This is a genomic window from Streptomyces sp. NPDC041713 (genome assembly GCF_055591085.1).
Genome location: NZ_JBVIZY010000001.1, coordinates 528,478 through 546,972 on the forward strand (window position 1 = coordinate 528,478; position 18,495 = coordinate 546,972).

Annotated in this window: 18 protein-coding genes; 7 read left to right on the forward strand and 11 right to left on the reverse strand. The window is 71.0% G+C overall.

What is annotated here, in order from left to right; genetic code table 11:
- Positions 1 to 43: 43 nt before the first annotated feature.
- Positions 44 to 1,798 carry a multicopper oxidase family protein gene (locus ACZ6CV_RS02255; RefSeq protein ID WP_469248947.1) on the reverse strand — a complete coding sequence of 585 codons (1,755 nt, stop codon included), beginning with the start codon at positions 1,796 to 1,798 and terminating at the stop codon, positions 44 to 46.
- Positions 1,799 to 1,933: 135 nt separating this feature from the next.
- Entirely contained in the window at positions 1,934 to 2,467 is a 534-nt protein-coding gene (locus ACZ6CV_RS02260) for a hypothetical protein (protein ID WP_469248949.1), read from the reverse strand.
- Positions 2,468 to 2,537: 70 nt separating this feature from the next.
- Here ACZ6CV_RS02260 and ACZ6CV_RS02265 point away from each other — a divergent pair, with 70 nt between their 5' ends.
- Positions 2,538 to 4,013, forward strand: coding sequence for an APC family permease (locus ACZ6CV_RS02265; protein ID WP_469248950.1), 1,476 nt, complete (start codon positions 2,538 to 2,540; stop codon positions 4,011 to 4,013).
- A gap of 34 nt (positions 4,014 to 4,047) precedes the next feature.
- Positions 4,048 to 4,800 carry a DUF998 domain-containing protein gene (locus ACZ6CV_RS02270; RefSeq protein WP_469248952.1) on the forward strand — a complete coding sequence of 251 codons (753 nt, stop codon included), beginning with the start codon at positions 4,048 to 4,050 and terminating at the stop codon, positions 4,798 to 4,800.
- A gap of 91 nt (positions 4,801 to 4,891) precedes the next feature.
- Here the strand turns inward: ACZ6CV_RS02270 and ACZ6CV_RS02275 are convergent, their stop codons facing one another.
- The 4 genes from ACZ6CV_RS02275 to ACZ6CV_RS02290 all read right to left on the reverse strand — a co-directional run bounded on the left by ACZ6CV_RS02275 (position 4,892) and on the right by ACZ6CV_RS02290 (position 9,503).
- Entirely contained in the window at positions 4,892 to 5,944 is a 1,053-nt protein-coding gene (locus tag ACZ6CV_RS02275; protein ID WP_469248954.1) for a LacI family DNA-binding transcriptional regulator, read from the reverse strand.
- Between the two features lie 124 nt (positions 5,945 to 6,068).
- Positions 6,069 to 7,721: an extracellular solute-binding protein gene (locus ACZ6CV_RS02280; RefSeq protein ID WP_469248955.1), complete on the reverse strand. Its 1,653-nt coding sequence runs from the start codon at positions 7,719 to 7,721 to the stop codon at positions 6,069 to 6,071.
- A gap of 34 nt (positions 7,722 to 7,755) precedes the next feature.
- A complete protein-coding gene (locus ACZ6CV_RS02285) occupies positions 7,756 to 8,619 on the reverse strand; it encodes a carbohydrate ABC transporter permease (RefSeq protein ID WP_469249599.1) in 864 nt (287 codons plus the stop codon).
- Positions 8,620 to 8,648: 29 nt separating this feature from the next.
- A complete protein-coding gene (locus ACZ6CV_RS02290) occupies positions 8,649 to 9,503 on the reverse strand; it encodes an ABC transporter permease (RefSeq protein ID WP_355817698.1) in 855 nt (284 codons plus the stop codon).
- Between the two features lie 371 nt (positions 9,504 to 9,874).
- Here ACZ6CV_RS02290 and ACZ6CV_RS02295 point away from each other — a divergent pair, with 371 nt between their 5' ends.
- Positions 9,875 to 10,849 carry a hydroxyacid dehydrogenase gene (locus ACZ6CV_RS02295; RefSeq protein WP_469249600.1) on the forward strand — a complete coding sequence of 325 codons (975 nt, stop codon included), beginning with the start codon at positions 9,875 to 9,877 and terminating at the stop codon, positions 10,847 to 10,849.
- A gap of 273 nt (positions 10,850 to 11,122) precedes the next feature.
- Here ACZ6CV_RS02295 and ACZ6CV_RS02300 read toward each other — a convergent pair whose 3' ends face one another.
- Together ACZ6CV_RS02300 and ACZ6CV_RS02305 are read right to left on the reverse strand one after the other, a co-directional pair.
- Positions 11,123 to 11,743 carry a DUF305 domain-containing protein gene (locus ACZ6CV_RS02300; protein WP_469248957.1) on the reverse strand — a complete coding sequence of 207 codons (621 nt, stop codon included), beginning with the start codon at positions 11,741 to 11,743 and terminating at the stop codon, positions 11,123 to 11,125.
- Between the two features lie 99 nt (positions 11,744 to 11,842).
- The gene (locus ACZ6CV_RS02305) at positions 11,843 to 12,505 is read right to left on the reverse strand and encodes a DUF3105 domain-containing protein (protein WP_469248958.1); all 663 of its coding nucleotides are present in this window, start codon (positions 12,503 to 12,505) and stop codon (positions 11,843 to 11,845) included.
- A gap of 116 nt (positions 12,506 to 12,621) precedes the next feature.
- Here ACZ6CV_RS02305 and ACZ6CV_RS02310 point away from each other — a divergent pair, with 116 nt between their 5' ends.
- Positions 12,622 to 13,062, forward strand: coding sequence for an RrF2 family transcriptional regulator (locus ACZ6CV_RS02310; RefSeq protein ID WP_469248960.1), 441 nt, complete (start codon positions 12,622 to 12,624; stop codon positions 13,060 to 13,062).
- A gap of 45 nt (positions 13,063 to 13,107) precedes the next feature.
- Here the strand turns inward: ACZ6CV_RS02310 and ACZ6CV_RS02315 are convergent, their stop codons facing one another.
- A complete protein-coding gene (locus tag ACZ6CV_RS02315; RefSeq protein ID WP_469248962.1) occupies positions 13,108 to 14,397 on the reverse strand; it encodes a globin domain-containing protein in 1,290 nt (429 codons plus the stop codon).
- A gap of 341 nt (positions 14,398 to 14,738) precedes the next feature.
- On the opposite strand from ACZ6CV_RS02315, the gene ACZ6CV_RS02320 reads away from it, so the two are divergent.
- The 3 genes from ACZ6CV_RS02320 to ACZ6CV_RS02330 all read left to right on the forward strand — a co-directional run bounded on the left by ACZ6CV_RS02320 (position 14,739) and on the right by ACZ6CV_RS02330 (position 17,445).
- Positions 14,739 to 16,100: a glutamine synthetase family protein gene (locus ACZ6CV_RS02320; protein ID WP_355817577.1), complete on the forward strand. Its 1,362-nt coding sequence runs from the start codon at positions 14,739 to 14,741 to the stop codon at positions 16,098 to 16,100.
- 328 nt (positions 16,101 to 16,428) lie between these two features.
- Positions 16,429 to 16,653 carry a hypothetical protein gene (locus tag ACZ6CV_RS02325; RefSeq protein WP_469248964.1) on the forward strand — a complete coding sequence of 75 codons (225 nt, stop codon included), beginning with the start codon at positions 16,429 to 16,431 and terminating at the stop codon, positions 16,651 to 16,653.
- 12 nt (positions 16,654 to 16,665) lie between these two features.
- Positions 16,666 to 17,445, forward strand: coding sequence for a helix-turn-helix domain-containing protein (locus ACZ6CV_RS02330; RefSeq protein ID WP_469248966.1), 780 nt, complete (start codon positions 16,666 to 16,668; stop codon positions 17,443 to 17,445).
- Positions 17,446 to 17,458: 13 nt separating this feature from the next.
- On the opposite strand, the gene ACZ6CV_RS02335 is transcribed toward ACZ6CV_RS02330, so the two are convergent.
- Positions 17,459 to 17,893, reverse strand: coding sequence for a VOC family protein (locus tag ACZ6CV_RS02335; protein ID WP_469248968.1), 435 nt, complete (start codon positions 17,891 to 17,893; stop codon positions 17,459 to 17,461).
- Positions 17,894 to 17,945: 52 nt separating this feature from the next.
- Positions 17,946 to 18,482, reverse strand: a complete 537-nt coding sequence (locus ACZ6CV_RS02340; protein ID WP_469248970.1) for a pyridoxamine 5'-phosphate oxidase family protein — start codon at positions 18,480 to 18,482, stop codon at positions 17,946 to 17,948.
- Between the last annotated feature and the right edge of the window lie 13 nt (positions 18,483 to 18,495).

Here is an 18,495-nt window from a genome sequence, read left to right on the forward strand (position 1 = left end):
GGGGCGCCCCGCGCGAGGCACCCCGTGCCGCCCTCCGAGGGGGCTAGTGGCGGTAGCCGAGCACCGTCATCATGCCTGCCTCCGCGTGGTAGACGTTGTGGCAGTGGATCATCCACTGGCCCGGGTTGTCCGCGTCGAAGTCCACCGACAGGGTGCCGTTCGGCAGGACGATCGCGGTGTCCTTGCGGGGCCCGGCCGCCGTCCCCGCCAGGGCGAACGTGTGGCCGTGCAGATGGACGGGGTGCCACATCGCCGTCGTGTTGGCGAAGGCGAGGCGGACCCGCTCGCCCGCGCGGACGGGGAGGCGCCGGTCGGGGGAGTAGGGCTTCCCGTCGAACGCCCAGTCGTACGCGGCCATGCCGCCGGTCAGCCGGAGCCTGATCGTGCGGTCGGGTTCGCGGGCCGGCAGAGCGACCGACGCGTGCGCCCGCAGCTTGTCGGCCGTCAGGAGCCGCCCCCGCAGCTCCGCGGGGCGGACCGACGCCGTCGGCGCGCGGCCGACGCCCGTGCGCAGCACCGCGAGCGCCGCCGCCTTCTTGCCCTCGGCCACCGCGGTCAGCGGGAAGACGCCGTCCTCGGCGGTGACCAGGACGTCGTACCGCTCGCCCATGCCGAGGAGCAGCGCGTCCGTCGTCGCGTGCCGCACGGGCGAGCCGTCCGTGTGCGTCACCGTCATCGCGTGGCCGCCCAGCGCCACGCGGTAGGCGGTGTCGCCGCCGGCGTTGATGAGGCGCAGCCGGATGCGGTCGCCGGGGCGGGCGCGGAACTGCGAAGGCGCCTTCGCCGTACGGCCGTTGATCAGGTGGTGCGGATACGCGACGTCGCCCGCGTCACCGCCGAGCAACTCGCTCCGGGCGCCCATCATCATCCGGGAGGGACCGGCCGGCCCGGACGGCTCGGGCGAACCGGGGGAGGGCGCGGTCCGCCGGGACATGTCCGCCATGTCGTGGCCGCCCCCGTGTCCGCTGCCGTGTCCGCTGCCGTGTCCGCCGCCGCCCATGTCGTGGCCCGGCATGCCGCCGCTCAGCTCCGCGAGGACGCCGTCCGGGGTCGAGCCGTCCACCCCGTCGACCCAGTCGTCCAGGACGATCACCCACTCCTTGTCGTACCGCAGTGGCTCTTTCGGGTCCTCGACGATCAAGGGGGCGTACAGGCCGCGGTCCTGCTGGGTGCCGGAGTGCGGATGGAACCAGTACGTCCCCGGGTCCGGCACCGCGAAGCGGTAGGTGAAGTCCGCGCCGGGGCGGATGCTCTTCTGGGTGAGGCCGGGGACGCCGTCCATGTCGTTGCGCAGGGCGATGCCGTGCCAGTGCAGCGACGTGGCTTGCGGGAGGTGGTTGGCGAGGGTGAGGGCCAGGGTGTCGCCCGCGGTGACACGGACCTCCCTGCCGGGAAGCCGGTCCCCGTACGCCCAGGTCCTGACCTCGGGGCCGCCGAGGTCGAGCCGCGTCTCCACGGCCGTCAGCCGCACCTCGCGGACCCGGCCGCCCCGGCCGCGCTTCTTCTCGGCCGCCGCGACCTCCGGGCCTGCCGGATCCACATAGCCCTCGGGACCGGGCGCGCCGCCTCGGCCGTGGTGCCCGGAGCCGCCGCCCGGGTCGGAGTCGGAACAGGCCGACAGGAGCCCGGCCCCGGCGACGGCCGCCGCGGCGCCGAACAGGGCGCGGCGTGCGGGGGCGTACGGAGCGCGGGTGACGTCTTCGTGCGGGACTGGCGGGACTGGCGTGGCCGACGGGACTGGCACGGCCGGCGGGACTGGCGTGGCGGACAGGACCGACCTGTCTGGCGAAACTGGCATGACTGGTGACACCTCGTCGTGGTGGTGCGTGCAGACGGACGCATCTGCCGCTCCTGGTGCACCGCTCGACGCCCGCGGGTTCCCCTCGGGACCCCGCGAACTTCCGCGGGCAGCACGGAACGGCCGGTGCGCGGTCTAAATGCGCAGCACCGACAGGTGGGCGAGGAGTATGCGGGGCGGCGGCGGGTTGGGCCGCAGGGCGTGCCGGATCCGCCGGGGCGCGGGCGACCGGGCGAGCGTTCCGCCCGGACGCAGCAGCCCGGCCCGTACGAGCAGGAGGAGCGTGAAGCCGCCGAGCACCGCCAGACACACGGACAGCGGATCCATGCTCATTCCGCCGTGCGGCGCGGGGTCGGACGCGACCGTCACCGCGATCCGGCCGCCGCGCTCACCGAGACCGCGCTCACCGAGACCGCGCTCACCGAGACCGCGCTCACCGAGACCGCGCTCACCGAGGCCGTGGCCACCGACGTCGTGGCGGTCACCGAGCTCATGGCCGTCACCGAGGTGCCGCCCCGTCGGCATCGACGACCCGGCCGCGGCCGCGGGGGCCGCGCCCTCGTGACCGCCCGAGGGATGCCCCAACGTATGCATCGTCACGATCCCGAAGAGCAGCGCGGCGAGCAGCAGCAACTGCCCGTACCCCGTGCGGCTCCGCGTCCTCGCCATGCCGCGAACCCTACCCCCACCGGGTATCCGGCGACATGCGGCCCCCCGGCACTCCGACGATCATGAGCGCATGACACGTCAGGACGAACCGGTACAAATCCATGAAGGGGAGCTGCCGGAACCGGACCCTGCCATTCCGCGGCAGTTCATCTCCTGGGTGACGCTCGCCCTCATGACCACCGCCTCCGTGGCCAGCCTGCGCCCGTCGCCCTCGATGGCCATCTACGGCCTCGCGGCGGTCTTCCTCTACCTGCTGCCCGCCGTGGTCTTCCTGCTGCCCACCGCGCTCGTCGGTGCCGAACTCGCCTCCGGGTGGTCCGGCGGCATCTACCGCTGGGTGAGCGAGGCGCTGGGCAAGCCGCTCGGGTTCCTCGCCGTGTGGTGCCAGTTCGCCATGACCATCGCGTACTACCCGAGCCTGCTCGCCTACGTCGCCTCGACGTTCGCGTACGTCATCCATCCGGACCTCGCCGAGAACGGCCCCTACGTGGCGCTCGTCATCGTCGTCATCTACTGGACGGGCGTCTGGATCACCTGCCGGGGGACCAGGACCGTCGCCGGTCTCTCCTCCCTCGGTCTCGTCATCGGCACCCTCGTCCCCGGCGTCGTCCTCGTCGTCCTCGGACTCGTCTTCCTGGGGCAGGGCAATCCGTCCGCGGCCCCCATGAGCACCGAGCACTGGCTGCCCCCGTGGACCGGCCTCGCCAGCCTGGTCCTCATCGTCAACAACTTCCTCTCCTACGCGGGCATGGAGATGAACGGCGTCCATGTGTCGTCGCTGCGCCACCCGCGCTCCCAGTACCCGCGCTCGATCTTCCTCGCCACCGGCCTGGTCCTGCTGATCTTCATCCTTCCGGCCCTGGCCATCAGCTGGGTCATGCCGTCGAAGGAGCTCAGCCTCACCGCAGGGCTGATGCAGGCCTTCCAGGCCTTCTTCGACCACTTCCACGTCGGCTGGCTGACGAAGGTCGTCGGCGTCATGCTCGTGGCGGCCGCGCTCGGCGGCATGCTGACCTGGCTCGCCGGGCCCGCGAAGGGGCTGGTGACGCTGGCGCGGCAGGAGGGCTATCTGCCGCCCGTCCTGCAGAAGTTCAACAAGGCGGGCGTCCCCCGGAACATCATGGTCGCGCAGGGCGTCGTGACGACCCTGATCGGCGTCCTCTACGCCTTCAGCTCCGACGTCTCCAGTGCCTACTGGATGTTCTCGGTCATCACCGTGCAGATCTACCTCATCGCGTACCTGCTGATGTTCGTCGCCGTCGTCCGGCTGCGGAAGGCGCAGCCGGAGGTGGAGCGCGGCTTCGTGGTGCCCGCCGTGACCTTCGTCGCCACGGTCGGTTTCGTCGCCTCGGTCGTGGCGCTGGCCATCGGCTTCGTACCGCCCGACCAGTTCGGCGAGGGCCCCCTGTGGCGCTACCTGCTGATCGTCGGCGGCGGCCTCCTCGCGCTCGGTGTCCTGGCCCCCGCGGCCTTTCTCAAGTACCGCAAACCCAGCTGGATCCACCCCGAACATCGGTCGGCACATGCGCCTGAAAAGTATCTCTGACCCGTTCTCCCCCTCGACGACGGCAGCCGCGTCCATGGCCCCGCAGCAACCCTGGCGAGCGGGGCGGGGGCTGCGGCGCGGCCCGGCACTCGCGCGCGTCCTCGCCGTCCTCCTCCTGGTCGGCGCCCTCGCCTACAGCGCCTGGCTCACCGAGACCTTCCTGCCGACGGGGCTCTCGCCGCGCACCTCGTACGTCAGCGAACTCGCCGCCTCCGGCCGGCCGTACGGGGCCTTCTACCGCACCGCGGACCTCCTGGCGGGGCTCCTGGCCCTCGCGGCGGCGCTGGGCGCGCTGAGGTGGCTCCCGCGCGCGGGGCGGTGGTCCGCGGTGGGCTGGGCCGCCCTCGCGCTGTTCGGCGCCGCCACCGCGGCCGACTCGCGGCTGCCGCTGAGCTGTACGCCGACCGCCGACGCCGGGTGCGTCGCGCGCGAGGGAGCGGGCGCCGTCCCGTGGACGCACTCCGCGCACGTGGTCAGCAGCGGCCTGGCGGTCACGGCGGCGCTGGTCGCCATGGTGCTGCTCACGGTGGCCGCGCGGCGGGGCGAGGGGGCGCGGTCCGCGCCGTCCGCGCGGTGTGCGCTGGCCCGTCTCGGTCCGGGCGTGGTCGTGCTCGAACTGGCCGCCACGTGCTGGACGCTGACGTCCATCGCGGCGTTCGAGGCGGGGCGGGGGACCTGGGGGCTCGGGACCGGGCAGCGGCTCCAGGTGCTGGGCATCGCGGTGTGGCTGGTGGTGCTGGCGTGGTCGGTACTGACGACGGCGACCGTGGCGAGGGGGCCCTCTTGAGGAGCGCGGCGGAGACCCGTACGTCACGTCGCACCACCCCGGACATCACGTCGCACCACCCCATACGTCACCCGTCGCACCGCCCCGGACGTCACGTCCCAGGCGCAGCCCTTCGTACGCTCTCCCTGATCACGATGTGCGTGCCCAGCACATGGCGTTCCTGGCCCGTCCTCGTCGTGCCCGCAAGCGCGCGGCGTACCGCCGTGCGGCCCATCTCCTCGGCGGGGATGTGCACGGTCGTCAGGCCGGGCGTGATGTCCGCCGCGACCGGGTCGTCGTTGTAGCCGACCACCGACATGTCCTCCGGGACCCGCATCCCGTACTCCCGCAGTGCGATGATCGCCGCCGCCGCGGCGCGGTCGTCGCCCGCGAAGACCGCCGTGAACTCCGGCCTCCCGTCCGCCGCGGCGAGGAGCTCCCGCATCGCCTGGTAGCCGTGGTTCTGCCCGAACCCGGTCCCGTGCAGGACCGCGTCGGACCGGGGCACCCCGTGGTCGTCCAGCGCCCGGAGGAAACCGGCGAGACGGTCCTCGCCGGTCGTGTTGCCCGGCTCGTAGCCGAGCAGCGCGATCCTGCGGTGGCCCGCGCCCAGCAGGTGGCTGGTGACGGCGTGGGCCCCCGCCTCGTTGTCGTACTCGACGACCAGCGCCGGCATGTCGGGCGTCGGCGCCGGGCGTCCGCACAGCACGAGCCGGGAGCCCGCCGCGGCGAGCGCCTCCGCGTACCGCGCCATCCGCCGCCGGTACTCGTCGTCCTGGACGGCGCCGCCCACCAGCATCACGGCCTCCGCGGCCTGCTCCCGCATCATCTGCACCAGCGCCAGCTCGCGCGCCGGATCGCTGCCGGTGGACGCGACGAGCGTGAGCCGGCCCCGCTGCGCGGCCTCCACCTCCACGCCCTGCGCGACCTGCGCGTAGAACGCCCCCACCACGTCGTACATGAGCACCGCGATCGTCTTGCGGCCCGCGCCCGCCAACGCGCGCGCGTGCGCGTTGGCGACGTAGTCGAGATCCTTGACCGCGCGCAGCACCTTGGCGCGCGACGCCGTGGACGTCGGGTAGTTGCCCGCGAGGACCCGCGAGACGGTCGCTACCGAGACGCCCGCGCGTGCGGCCACCTCGCGGATGGTGACCCGCTCACCCACTGTGTCTCCCTGGCCCGAACACCGACCGGCGGCCAACCCGCCGGTCCCGGGGCGGAGTTGCTCATGCGGCATGCACCGCGCGGCGCCCCGCCCCGGACCCATCATCGCGCGCCCGACCGCCGGGTCAGTGCGCGGCCTCGTACTCCTCGAGGAACTCCTCCGCGGCCCGCTTGCCGCCCTGCGACCGCCACTTCGCGTGGATGCCGTCCCAGTCGGAGAGCTTCTTGCGGCCGGAGACGACCGCCGTCACGCCGTCCTCGATGATCTGCTGCATCGTGGCGCCCTGCCGGTTGAACGTCTCCGACATCAGGCCCCAGTGGTCGTCCGGCACGAGGAGCGGGACGACCTTCTTCTCCCAGGCGTGCAGCCGCTTCGTGAGGTCGGGGAAGCCGGGGAAGTACAGCGGCTGCGGCGCGTCCATCAGGTAGGGGAAGGGCAGATTGGTCTTGGAGTCGATCAGGCCGGTCTCGGTGGCGACCGGGTCGCCATCCTTGTTGTACGTGAAGTGGGTGCCCTCGACGCCGTAGTGCATCAGCTCGTACTCCTTCGAACCGAAGGGAGAGGCAAGCCAGTTGAGTACCCGCAGCATCAGCTGGACGCGGCCCTTGGAGGCCTTCTTGATGACGGTGTAGCCGAAACAGCCGCGGTTCTGCTGGTAGACGGGTGTGGTGCCGTCGACCGCGTACGGCTCGGCGACGTCGAGGGTGAACTCGTCCTTGATCCCCTGGGCGTTGGAGATGGCGGCGCCCCAGCCGTCCGTCATCGAGCGCACGGTGCCGTTGTAGAACTGGGTCTTCAGGTCCACCTGGGAGATCGAGGTGGCGTCGGGGTTGTACGAGCCGTCCTTGCGCAGCGCGGCCATGTACTCCAGGGCCGCCTTGAACGCGTCGGTGCCGTACATGTCGGTGGCCTTGCCGTTCTTGATCTGCCACTGGTTCGGCGCGCCGTGCCACATCGCGTGGTAGAGGTAGCCGTAGAAGCCGACGGTGGACGCGCCGAGTGCGGACTTCTTGTTCCGCGAGGCCTCCTTGGCCATCGCCCGGAAGTCGGGCGCGGACATGCCCGGCCGGTAGCCGGCGTCGTCGAACGCCTCGCGGTTGATGAACATCGCGCCCTGCACCTTGGCGCGCTCGATCGGCAGCCCGTAGACGCGGCCGGCGATGCGGCCCATGCCCTCCCACGCGTACGTGGGGATGTTGGCGAGGTTGGGGTAGTCCTTCACCGCGTCGCCCGACAGGTGGTCGCTCAGGTCGGCGCACCGCGCCTTCACGAACTGCGACTCGCGCGGCAGGACGTACCCGCCGCCGAAGTTGATCATGTCGGGCAGGTCGTCGCCGGACATCAGCGTCGACATCTTCGCGCGGAAGTCGGCGTCCGGCACGACGGTGAACTCGACCTCGACGCCCAGGGCCTCGTTGACGGCCTGCCAGTACTTGTTGCGGCCGACCGGCTTCGGGGGAGTGCCGTAGGTGATGGTCATGACCCGGATCTTCTGCTTGCCGGTGCCCGGCTTCTCGGCCGACGCCCGCACCAGCTTCTCCGGGTACTTCGTGTACCCGGGCTGCACGCCCTCGCGGGTCGGGGCGAGGTCGGGGGTGGGGCCGTCGGCCGGGACGTACGTCGGCCAGGGCGCCACCTTCTTGCCCGCGTTGGAGACGTTGCCGCCGCCGCTGGAGTCGGTGGAGCAGGCGGTCAGGACGGACGGGGCGGCCAGGGCGGCGCCGCCGACGGCTATGGAGCGGAGCAGCGTGCGCCGCGACATCGAGGAACCGGACACGTGAAGGAGCCCTTCTGGACGACGAGTTGAGGGATCAGCTCTTGATGGCGCCGGTGAGCACGCCCTTGGTGAAGTACTTCTGCAGGAAGGGGTAGACGAGCAGGATCGGCACGGTGGCGATCACCAGGACGGCCATCTGGGTGGTCTGCGGAGCGGAGACCATGCCGGCCTCGCTCAGACCGGTGTCGGCGATCTGCGAGCCGCCGATGACGTACGTGCGCAGGACCTGCGAGAGCGGCCAGTGTCCCGACTCCATGTAGATCGAGGCATGGAACCAGGCGTTCCAGTAACACACCGCGTAGAAGAGGGAGACCACGGCGAGCGCCGCCTTGGAGAGCGGCAGCACCACGCGCCACAGGATGACCCAGTCACCGGCACCGTCGAGCCGCGCGGCCTCGTACAGCTCCTCCGGTATCCCCTGGAAGAAGCCGCGCAGCACGATCAGATTGAAGACGTTGATGAGTACGGGCGCGACCAGCGCGGCATACGTATCCATCATCCCCATGCCCTTGACCAGCAGAAATGCGGGGATCATGCCGGGCGGGAAGAGGAACGTGAAGAGGATGAGCAGCAGCACCGGCTTGCCGCCGAAGACGCCGGGGCGGGCGAGGGCGTACGCGAGGAAGGTGGTGCACGCCAGCGAGAAGAGGGTGCCCACGAGGGTGAGCCCGACGCTGATGCCGAGCGCCTTGGTGACGATGCCGCCGTTGAGGATGGTCCGGTACGCGCGCAGCGTCGGATCGCCGGGCCACAGCACCCAGCCGCCGTTGTCCACGACCTCCCGGTTGGAGGCGAGCGAGGTCGAGACGATGACGAGGAACGGAATCAGTACGAGCGCGAGGACGACCGTCACCGCGACCGCCTTGGCGGCCTTGGTGGCGAACCGCGGCTTCTCCATCCAGGCGGGCCTGGTGACCTGACCGGTACTCACTTGTAGACCCCCTGTTCGCCGAGCCGGTGGGCGATCCGGTTGGCGGTGAAGACGAGCGCCGCGCCGACGACGCCCTTGAACAGACCGGCGGCCGCCGCGTATCCGGTGTCGCCGCCGACGATGCCCTGCCAGAAGACGAAGGTGTCGAGCACCTCGCCGACCTCAGGACCCACCGACTGCCGCTGCAGCAGCATCTGTTCGAAGCCGACCGAGAGGATGTCGCCGAGCCGCATGATCAGCAGCAGGATGACGATGGGCCGGATGCTGGGCAGCGTGACGTGCCAGAAGCGCCGCCAGGGCCCGGCCCCGTCGATGGCCGACGCCTCGTAGAGCTGCTCGTCGACCTGCATGAGCGCGGCGAGGAAGATGATCGTGCCCCAGCCGGCGTCCTTCCAGATCACCTCGATGACGACGAGCGGCTTGTACGCGTCCGGATTGCCGATGAGGTCGACGGTGTGCAGCCCCGAGTCGCTCAGAAACGTGTTCAACAGCCCTGTGTCACTGAGCACTTGCTGGAAGAGCGCGACCACGACGACCCACGACAGGAAGTGCGGCAGATAGATCACCGACTGCGTGAAGCGGCGCAGCAGGTCCGAGCTCAGGCTGTGCAGGAGCAGCGCGAGGGCGAGCGGCGCGGGGAAGAAGAACACCAGCTGGAGCACGGCGATGAACAGGGTGTTCCAGGTGGCGTGCCAGAAGTCCGGGTCGCCGAACATCCGCGAGAAGTTCTCGGTGCCCACCCACGGGCTGGCCCACAGGCCGTCGAAGGGGACGTACTCCTTGAAGGCGACCGCGTTGGCGACGAAGGCGCCGTAGTGGAAGACCAGGAAGTACACGAGCCCCGGCACCATGAGCAGCACCAGGACACGCGTGCGCTGAAACCGTTTCCACAGCTCACCGCGGACCGGTTTCCCACCACTTGATCCGCTATCGCGCCTGCCGGGCGGCTTCACCGCCTCGGTTTCCGCCCGTTCCTTCGTCACCGTCGGCACGGCAACCCCTCCGTCGTCGGAATAAGGTGCCCGGAATCTAAAGCGGTTACTGCGCCCGGTCAACCCCCCTTGCCTGCCCCTCTCTTGACCACGCTCCGGGATTGGTCCTAGCCTCCAGGCGCTGGTTGGTAACCGGTTACTACGAGGGACGGTCACGCGTGGCAGATCAGGCAGAGCGGACGGCTCGACGAGAACGCCCCGGTGGCGCCCCACCGACCGCGACCCTGGCCATGGGCACAGAGGTGGCGGCCCGCGTCTTCCCCCAGGACCTACGCGAACGCCTCACGAAAACAGTCGAGTTGACGCATCAAGCCCCCCTCTCCGGCTCGCTCACGACACCGGAGGCGCGGGCGGCCCTCGCCGAGACGGAGATCCTGATCACGGGCTGGGAGTGCCCACCCCTGACCTCGGAGGTCCTGGCCCATGCCCCCCGCCTGAGGGCCGTCGTGCACGCCGCGGGCTCGGTCAAACCGATGGTGACGGACGCGGTCTGGGACCGTGGCATCGTCGTCTCCTCGGCGGCGGACGCCAACGCGGACCCGGTGGTGGCGTTCACGCTCGCGGCGATCACCTTCGCGGCGAAGGGCGCGTTGTCGACGGCGGCGAACTACTCCGCGGGCTGGCCCCCGTTCACCGAACGCACCGGCGCCGACGCCCGCACGATCGGCGTCATCGGCGCCTCCCGCATCGGCCGCAAGGTGATCGCGGCCCTGAAGACGTGGGACACGAACCCCCACATCCTGCTCACCGATCCCTACGTGAGCGAGACGCAGGCAACGGCACTGGGCGTGGAACGGGTGAATCTCCCGGACCTGTGCCGCCGCAGCACGGTGGTCACCGTCCACGCCCCTCAACTCCCGGAAACGGAAAACCTGTTGAGCGCGGAGTTGCTCAAACTGATCCCGGACAACGGCACGGTGATCAACACCGCCCGAGGCACCCTCGTGGACACGGAAGCCCTGGCCCGCGAGTGCGAGGACGGCCGCCTGAACGCCTTCCTGGACGTGACCCACCCCGAGCCCCTACCCCCCGCCCACCCCCTGCTCCACCTCCCCAACGTCCTGGTCACCCCCCATATCGCAGGCGCCCAGGGCAGCGAGGTACGAAGACTGGGCGAGTACGCGGTCGAAGAGGTGGAACGCTACGTATCCGGAGCGGGCCTGAGAGGCCGCCTACACCAAGCAGAACTCCACCGCTTGGCCTGACGCATCAGTTCAGAGGCAGAGCCCCACCGGGCCGCACCCGCAGACGCTCGGGAGGGGACGTGGGGGTATGTGCGCACGGAGCACCGAGCCCGCTGTAGCAATATTGTCCGCGAGGCGTGGCGAACAGTGGATGGCGAGTACGCACATACCCCCGCGGCCCCGCACCCACAGACGACCCCAAGGCGCAGACGCAAGCCCAAGGCGCCCCCGCCAGCAACCGCACCGCCAAGGCACCAAGGCACAGCGCAGGGAACCGCCAAAGCAAGCGCAGCGTTACGGCCTGGCCCCCCGCCCCTTCAACATCCCCGTCATCAGCTCGATCTCCGACTCCTGCGACTCCACCATCCCCCGCGCAAGCCGCCGCTCCGCGGACACCTCACACCGCTCCACACACCCCTGAGCCATGTGCACCCCACCCCGGTGGTGCCGGATCATCAGCCGCAGGTACAGGACCTCCGCCTTCTCACCGCTCAGCTTCCCCAGCCGCTTGAGCTCCGCCCCCGTAGCCATGCCCGGCATCAACGCCCCGTCCCGCCCCGCCGGCATGTCCCCCATGCCCATCCACTCCATGGGCGCCCCCTCGGGAATTTTCGGCAGCTCCCACAGATCGAGCCAGCCGAGCAGCATCCCGCGCTGGTTTGCCTGCGTCTGGGCGATGTCGTACGCGAGCCGCCGCACCTCGACGTCGTCGGTACGGTCCCGCACGATGTACGACATCTCCACGGCCTGCTGGTGGTGGACCGACATGTCCTGCGCGAAGCCCGCGTCCGCGGACGAACGGGCGGGCGTGCCGCCCGAGTCGGAGTCGGTGGCGGCCACGGCCGCCGTGATGCCGCCCCCGGCGACGACCGCGGCAGCGACACAGCCGACGATCCAGTTGGTACGCCGTCTCACTTCTAGCCCCGCCTCACTAACTGCCAGAACCCGCACCCGCACCCGCACCCACACCCGAAACCGCACCCGTACAGGCACTCCCACCCGCACCCACGAACATCACTGAGCCCGCCCCTGGGTGCACGCGGCCCCCGGCTCCGGCGTCTGCTTGCCCTGCACGTACGTGGAGAAGAACTGCGCGACCTTCGGGTCGTCCGCCCCGTCGACCGTGCGCTGGTGCGCCCACGCGGTCAGCATGACGGGATCCTTCTGGTCGGCGACGGGACTCATCAACGAGTAGGGCGTCGCCCGGACCTTCGCCTCGAGCTTCTTCAGGTCGGCCGGATCGGCCTTGTCGTTGTACGTGACCCACACCGCCCCGTGCTCCAGGGAGTGCACGGCGTTCATCTCCGGGATCGGCTTCTTGTAGACGTCGCCGTTGCAGTTCATCCACACCTGATTGTGGTCCCCGCCGACGGGCGGTGTCATGGGGTAGTTCACCGTCTTCGTGACGTGCGTACGGCCGAGTTTGCCCCACACCTTCTCGCCGTCCGACGTGACCTTGTACTTCGGCCAGCCCTTCGCGTCGTCCTTGGAGCCGGAGTCGTCGTCGAGGGCGTTGGAGAAGAGGAAGAACCCTCCCACGCCGAGCGCCGCGACGACGACCGCGCTGACGGTGATCATCAGGGCCCGGCCCCGACGGTCCCGTGCGCGCTCGGCCCGGCGCATCTCCTCTATCCGGTCCTTGCGGGAGACGTTGCTCGTGTTCTTGGCGGAACCCATGGTGTGTCCTTCTGCGACAGGGACGGACGGGACGACGGACGACGAACGGTGCGCTGATCGTAATGCGAGGGAGGGAGGATTTGAGGCCCGGATGCGCATTACCTAGGCTCGACGGCATGCGGCTCCTGCGATCGACCGACCTGGCGTTGCGCACGCTCATGCGCCTCGCCGTGGCGCGGGGCACGGCGCCCACGACGCGCGAGGTGGCCGCCGACATGGCGGTGCCGTACACGCACGAGACCAAGGTCGTCGCCGAGCTCCAGAAGCTGGGCCTGCTCGAAGCCCGCAGGGGCAGGGGCGGCGGGCTCGCGCTGACGGAGAAGGGGCGCACCGCGTCGGTGGGCGAGCTGGTGCGGTTCTTCGAGGGTTCGGGCGACGTGGTCGACTGCGAGGGCGGCACCCCGTGCCCGCTGAACTCGGCGTGCCGGCTGCGCGACGCGCTCCGCACGGCGCAGGAGGCGTTCTACGCGTCGCTGGACCCGCTGACGGTGGCGGACATCGTGGCGGCGCCGACGGGGATGCTCCTGCTGGACATCACGGCGCGCGAGAAGGAGTGAGGAGCAGGGGTTGACCGGGGGGGAGGGGGGAGGGGGGTGACCGCCCTACCCCCGCCCCAGCCACAGATCGGGCCCGAACACCTCGTAGTGGACGTCGGCCGCCCGCACCCCGCGCTCGATCAGCTGAGCGCGCACGGCGCGCATGAACGGCAGCGGCCCGCACAGATACGCCCGCGTGCCCGCCGGTATCGGCGCAAGCGCGGTCAGATCGGCGCGCCCGGTCAGCTCGGCGGGATGCCCCGGCTCCGGGCGCTCGTAGAAGAAGTACGCGGAACCGGCGGGGAGTTTGCCGGTGTACGCCTCGTGGTCCGCCCGCAGGGCGTGCTCCGCGGGGGAGCGGTCGGCGTGTACGACGGTGACAGGGGCCCGGTACCCCGTGTCGGCGAGCCGCCGCAGCATGGCGATCATCGGGGTGACGCCGATGCCGGCGGAGGCGAGCAGCACGGGTACGGGTACGTCGGAGCCCGCCTCGCCGGGGCAGCCCGCGAGGCCGGCGTCGAGGTCGAGGTCGAGAACGAGGTCCCCGTACGGCGGGGACACCCGCAGCACGTCCCCTTCCCGCACCCGCGCATGCAGCTGGTTCGAGACCTCCCCGTCGGGCACCCCCGCCCCCACGTCCCCCCGCACCCGCTTCACACTGATCTGCCGAACCCAGGAGTCACCGCCCCCGGGCTCCGCGCCCACCCCGGACCCCCCACCCGAGAGGCTGTACTGCCGTATCTGCCGCGCCCCGTCGTCGAGTTGGACCTGCACGGACACGTACTGCCCCGCCCGGAAGTCCGGTGCCGGCGCCCCGTCGGCGGGCCGCAGCCGGAACGTGGCGACGTCGACCGTCTCCTCGACGCGTTCGACGACCTCCCACTCCCGCCAGGTGCCGTCACCCGCGACGAGCCCGTGCCCGGCGTAGAGGCCGGCCTCGACGGCGATGAGGGCGTTGGCCATGAGCCAGTAGACGTCGTCCCAGGCCGCGGCCACCGCGGGCGTGACCGCGTCGCCGAGCACCTCGGCGATGGCGGCGAAGAGGTGCTCGTGCACGATCGCGTACTGGCCGGGCGTCACGCCGAGTGAGGCGTGCTTGTGGGCGATGCGGCGCAGCAGGACGTCCGGCCGCTCGTCGGGGTGGTCGAGCAGGTGCGCGGCGAAGGCGGCGATCGATCCGGCGAGCGCCTGTCGCTGGGTTCCCGCGGCCTGGTTCCCGCGGTTGAAGAGGTCCCGCAGGAGCTCCGGGTGGGCCTCGAAGAGCCGTTCGTAGAACCGCTCGGTGATGTCGCCGATGGCGGCTCCGACGACGGGGAGGGTGGCGCGGACGGTCGCGGCGGACTGTTCGGACAGCAACGGGAACGCCTCCAGGACGGTAGGACGCGGGGCGATTCGCCGCCCTTGTCTGGTGCCGACCGTAGAAAACTTGCATTTCATATGCAAGTTAAAGATGCAAGTTAAGAGCGAGAGGGGTGGGAGGGCGCAGTCGCGAGGGGTGGGTGGCCCGCTGTTACCGAGCGGCCGATCAGCAGGCACTATGGGCACAGGGAGACAAGGGCGGACGGGAGTCCGCCGCACGCACGCCGCGGCACGCGCCGCAACGTGCTCGAAACCGGGAAATGGGATGCTCGGGTGCCCGAGTGTTCCGAGACGCGGGTGAAGGTGGCCTGACCAGCAAGGATGGGTGGAAGCGGAAGATGGACAAGCAGCAGGAATTCGTGCTCCGTACGTTGGAGGAGCGCGACATCCGGTTCGTACGCCTGTGGTTCACGGACGTCCTCGGCTTCCTGAAGTCGGTCGCCGTGGCCCCGGCCGAGCTGGAACAGGCCTTCGACGAAGGCATCGGCTTCGACGGTTCGGCGATCGAGGGCTTCGCCCGGGTGTACGAGTCGGACATGATCGCCAAGCCGGACCCGTCGACGTTCCAGGTGCTGCCGTGGCGCGCGGAGGCCCCGGGCACGGCCCGGATGTTCTGCGACATCCTGATGCCGGACGGCTCCCCGTCCTTCGCGGACCCGCGCTACGTCCTCAAGCGCGCCCTCGCCAAGACCTCCGACCTGGGCTTCACCTTCTACACCCACCCCGAGATCGAGTTCTTCCTGCTGAAGGACAAGCCGCTGGACGGCTCGCGGCCCACCCCCGCCGACAACTCCGGCTACTTCGACCACACCCCGCAGAACGTGGGCATGGACTTCCGCCGCCAGGCCATCACGATGCTCGAATCGATGGGCATCTCGGTGGAGTTCAGCCACCACGAGGGCGCGCCCGGCCAGCAGGAGATCGACCTGCGCTACGCGGACGCGCTCTCCACGGCGGACAACATCATGACGTTCCGCCTGGTCATGAAGCAGGTCGCGCTCGAACAGGGCGTGCAGGCCACCTTCATGCCGAAGCCGTTCTCCGAGCACCCCGGCTCGGGCATGCACACGCACCTCTCCCTCTTCGAGGGCGACCGCAACGCGTTCTACGAGTCGGGTGCCGAGTACCAGCTCTCCAAGGTCGGCCGCTCCTTCATCGCGGGCCTGCTGCGGCACGCCGCGGAGATCTCGGCGGTCACCAACCAGTGGGTGAACTCCTACAAGCGCATCTGGGGCGGCTCCGAGCGCACGGCGGGCGCGGGCGGCGAGGCCCCCTCGTACATCTGCTGGGGCCACAACAACCGCTCCGCGCTGATCCGCGTCCCGATGTACAAGCCGGGCAAGACGGGCTCGGCCCGCGTCGAGGTCCGCTCCATCGACTCCGGCGCCAACCCCTACCTCACCTACGCGGTCCTGCTCGCCGCGGGCCTCAAGGGCATCGAGGAGGGGTACGAGCTGCCGCCGGGCGCCGACGACGACGTATGGGCCCTGCGCGACGCGGAACGCCGCGCCCTCGGCATCGAGCCGCTCCCGCAGAACCTGGGCGAGGCGATCGCCCTGATGGAGAAGTCGGAGTTGGTGGCGGAGACGCTGGGTGAGCACGTGTACGACTTCTTCTTGCGCAACAAGAAGCAGGAGTGGGAGGAGTACCGGAGTGAGGTCACGGCCTTCGAGCTGAGGAAGAACCTGCCGGTGCTGTAGGCGCCGTCGGCGCCGTGGGCGCGGGTAAAGGGGAGGGGTCGCCGAGGGGCGGCCCCTCTTCGCGTGGCAGGGGTAGGTGCGTCGGGTAGGTGCGTCAGGTAGGTGCATCAACTCTTCTCGTCGGGTGGAACACGCGTACCCGTGGGGTGACTTCGCACAGGTGAGGCGGTACGAGCGGATGGCTCGGGGAGTCGCGGCGGGCCGTCGGAGTCGCCGGAGTGGGGCGGGGATGCATCAACTCCCGTGCCCGGCCCGGATCTAGTGCCACCATCGTCCCGACCGGGGCGTGGTGACGCCCAGTTGGCCTGACACGATCCAGGGGTTTCCCATGCGCACACACCGCCCTCCGACCCGTTCCGCGGTCGCCCGCCCGGACGGTCACCGGACCGTCATCGTCATCGTCGTCCTGGTGCTGGGCGCCGCGCTCACCCTCGTCGGCCTGCCCGTGGTCGTGGTGGCCGAGGCCCTGACCACCTGCGGCCTGATCGGCGCCCACCTGGCGCGCCGGTCATCCGCCGAGCCCGGGTCCGCGCTCGCCCCCGAAGGGCTGTGACCGAGGACCGCCATGGCACGGCCGGAACAGTCGATCTCCACCGCCAACCCCCGCCTGGAGGACCTCGCGGAGTGGCTGCGGGGGCGCAGGCGGGCGGCGGGGCTGACCCATCGGGAGATGGCGGAGAAGTCCGGGCACGCCTTCTCCGCGACCACGTTCTCCCGCGCCACGAGCGGGGACCGGATACCCCGGCTGCCGGTGGTCGAGGCGTACGCCCGGGCCTGCGACGCCCCGGTCGGCCAGGCCCGGCGCCTGTGGCGCGCCGCCCGCTGGGCCGAGCACCGGCGCAGGAATCCGGGGGCGCGCGATCCCAAGCCGGACCGCGTGTACGACCGCGATCAGCTGGGCGAAGCGCTGCGGCAGCTCTACTACAAGGCGGGCGCGATGTCCGCCGGCGAGATGGAGCGCCGGGCCGGCGGCCACGGGGAGCTGCCGCACAGCACGGTGCTGCGGATGCTGGCGGGCAGGACCGTCTTCGATCTGGCCCAGTTCCTGGCGTTCCTGCGGGTGTGCGACGTGACCGACGGCGTGGAGTGGGAGCGGTGGCGGAGCGCCTGGTTCCAGGTACGGAGCCATGAGGCGGTGGAACGCATGGCCGAACGGCTGAGCCGCGAGCACGAGGCGTCGGCGCGCAGCCGCAGGGACGCCCGCGACAGGAACAACCCCGAGCCCGGGACGGCCACCACACCCCCGCGGCCCCCCGCCACGGGCCCCCTCACACCCCACCCGCGGCGCCCGCTGCCCTACCCCGCGGTCTCCCTGGCCATGCCACGCAACCGGCGGCGGGGGTGAGGAGGGCCGCACCTCACGGCTTGGCCACGATGGCCTCCCGTAGCGGCGTCGTCGCCCGGACCCCGTACTCCTGGATCGACCAGCCGTTGCCGTCCGGGTCCGTGAAGTACATGAACGTGCCGCCGTCCTGCGGGCCCAGCGCGACCGGCTCCGTGACGTCCAGGCCACGGGCGACCAGCTCGGCGTACGCCTCCCGGGCGTCGGCCACGCACAGCTGCAGGCCCTGGTAGGAGCCGGGGGCCGGGCGGGGGCCGCGTACCGTGTCCCAGATCGTGTCGCCCAGGGCGATGGAGCAGCCCGAGCCCGGCGGGGTCAGCTGGACGATGCGCATGCCCTCCAGGACCTCCGTGTCGACGTCCACGTGGAAGCCCACCTTGTCGCGGTAGAACTCCATCGACCGGTCGATGTCGGCGACGGGCAGCGGGATCACTTCGAGTGTGTATTCCATGGGGCGCAGTACAGCAGGGGCGCGGCCCCGTGTCAGCGCTCGTGGCAGGGTGTCACGCAGAACCACCGGCCGGCCCCCGGTCGAACCGCCACCGCGTCTGGCTGAACGGCTCGCCCTTGCCGAAGCCGAACGCCGTGCGGGGTGCCACCGCGAAGACGTGCGCGAAGCCGCCGCCGTGGTGGAAGCCGCCGTCCCGTACCTCGTAGTGCCAGGAGCTGCCGTACTTCTCCTCCCAGGCCGCCGCCAGGCCCCGCAGCGCGGCCTCGTCGGTGACCCGCGCCGCCGTGCCCTCGACGACCAGGTCGTAACCCTTGTCCCAGAGGTTGACGCCCGTGGTGAGGACGGTCTCGGGGTTGGCCGCCAGGTTGCGGGCCTTGCGCTCCTCGGGGCCCGTCGCGAAGTGCAGGGCGCCGTTCTGCCACACCGCGGGCAGCGGGGTGACGTGCGGGCGCCCGTCGGGCCGTACCGTCGAGATCCAGAACAGCTCGGCGGCCGCCAGGCGGGTGACCGCCGTCGACCACGGCGTGGGCTCTGCGCCCGCGCTGCTGTATCTGTCGTCCAGTTCCGTACGGGGCTCTTCGATCGGCATGATCCGTCCCTTC

Excerpts from the sequence above, each read along its gene's own strand:
- ACZ6CV_RS02335 (WP_469248968.1), bottom strand. The coding sequence starts at position 17,893 with ATGGAATACACACTCGAAGTGATCCCGCTGCCCGTCGCCGACATCGAC.
- ACZ6CV_RS02255 (WP_469248947.1), bottom strand. The coding sequence starts at position 1,798 with ATGCCAGTTTCGCCAGACAGGTCGGTCCTGTCCGCCACGCCAGTCCCG.
- ACZ6CV_RS02270 (WP_469248952.1), top strand. The coding sequence starts at position 4,048 with ATGGCCCCGCAGCAACCCTGGCGAGCGGGGCGGGGGCTGCGGCGCGGC.
- ACZ6CV_RS02305 (WP_469248958.1), bottom strand. The coding sequence starts at position 12,505 with ATGGGTTCCGCCAAGAACACGAGCAACGTCTCCCGCAAGGACCGGATA.
- ACZ6CV_RS02320 (WP_355817577.1), top strand. The coding sequence starts at position 14,739 with ATGGACAAGCAGCAGGAATTCGTGCTCCGTACGTTGGAGGAGCGCGAC.
- ACZ6CV_RS02340 (WP_469248970.1), bottom strand. The coding sequence starts at position 18,482 with ATGCCGATCGAAGAGCCCCGTACGGAACTGGACGACAGATACAGCAGC.
- ACZ6CV_RS02330 (WP_469248966.1), top strand. The coding sequence starts at position 16,666 with ATGGCACGGCCGGAACAGTCGATCTCCACCGCCAACCCCCGCCTGGAG.
- ACZ6CV_RS02285 (WP_469249599.1), bottom strand. The coding sequence starts at position 8,619 with ATGGAGAAGCCGCGGTTCGCCACCAAGGCCGCCAAGGCGGTCGCGGTG.
- ACZ6CV_RS02265 (WP_469248950.1), top strand. The coding sequence starts at position 2,538 with ATGACACGTCAGGACGAACCGGTACAAATCCATGAAGGGGAGCTGCCG.
- ACZ6CV_RS02295 (WP_469249600.1), top strand. The coding sequence starts at position 9,875 with ATGGGCACAGAGGTGGCGGCCCGCGTCTTCCCCCAGGACCTACGCGAA.
- ACZ6CV_RS02260 (WP_469248949.1), bottom strand. The coding sequence starts at position 2,467 with ATGGCGAGGACGCGGAGCCGCACGGGGTACGGGCAGTTGCTGCTGCTC.
- ACZ6CV_RS02290 (WP_355817698.1), bottom strand. The coding sequence starts at position 9,503 with ATGGTGCCGGGGCTCGTGTACTTCCTGGTCTTCCACTACGGCGCCTTC.
- ACZ6CV_RS02325 (WP_469248964.1), top strand. The coding sequence starts at position 16,429 with ATGCGCACACACCGCCCTCCGACCCGTTCCGCGGTCGCCCGCCCGGAC.
- ACZ6CV_RS02310 (WP_469248960.1), top strand. The coding sequence starts at position 12,622 with ATGCGGCTCCTGCGATCGACCGACCTGGCGTTGCGCACGCTCATGCGC.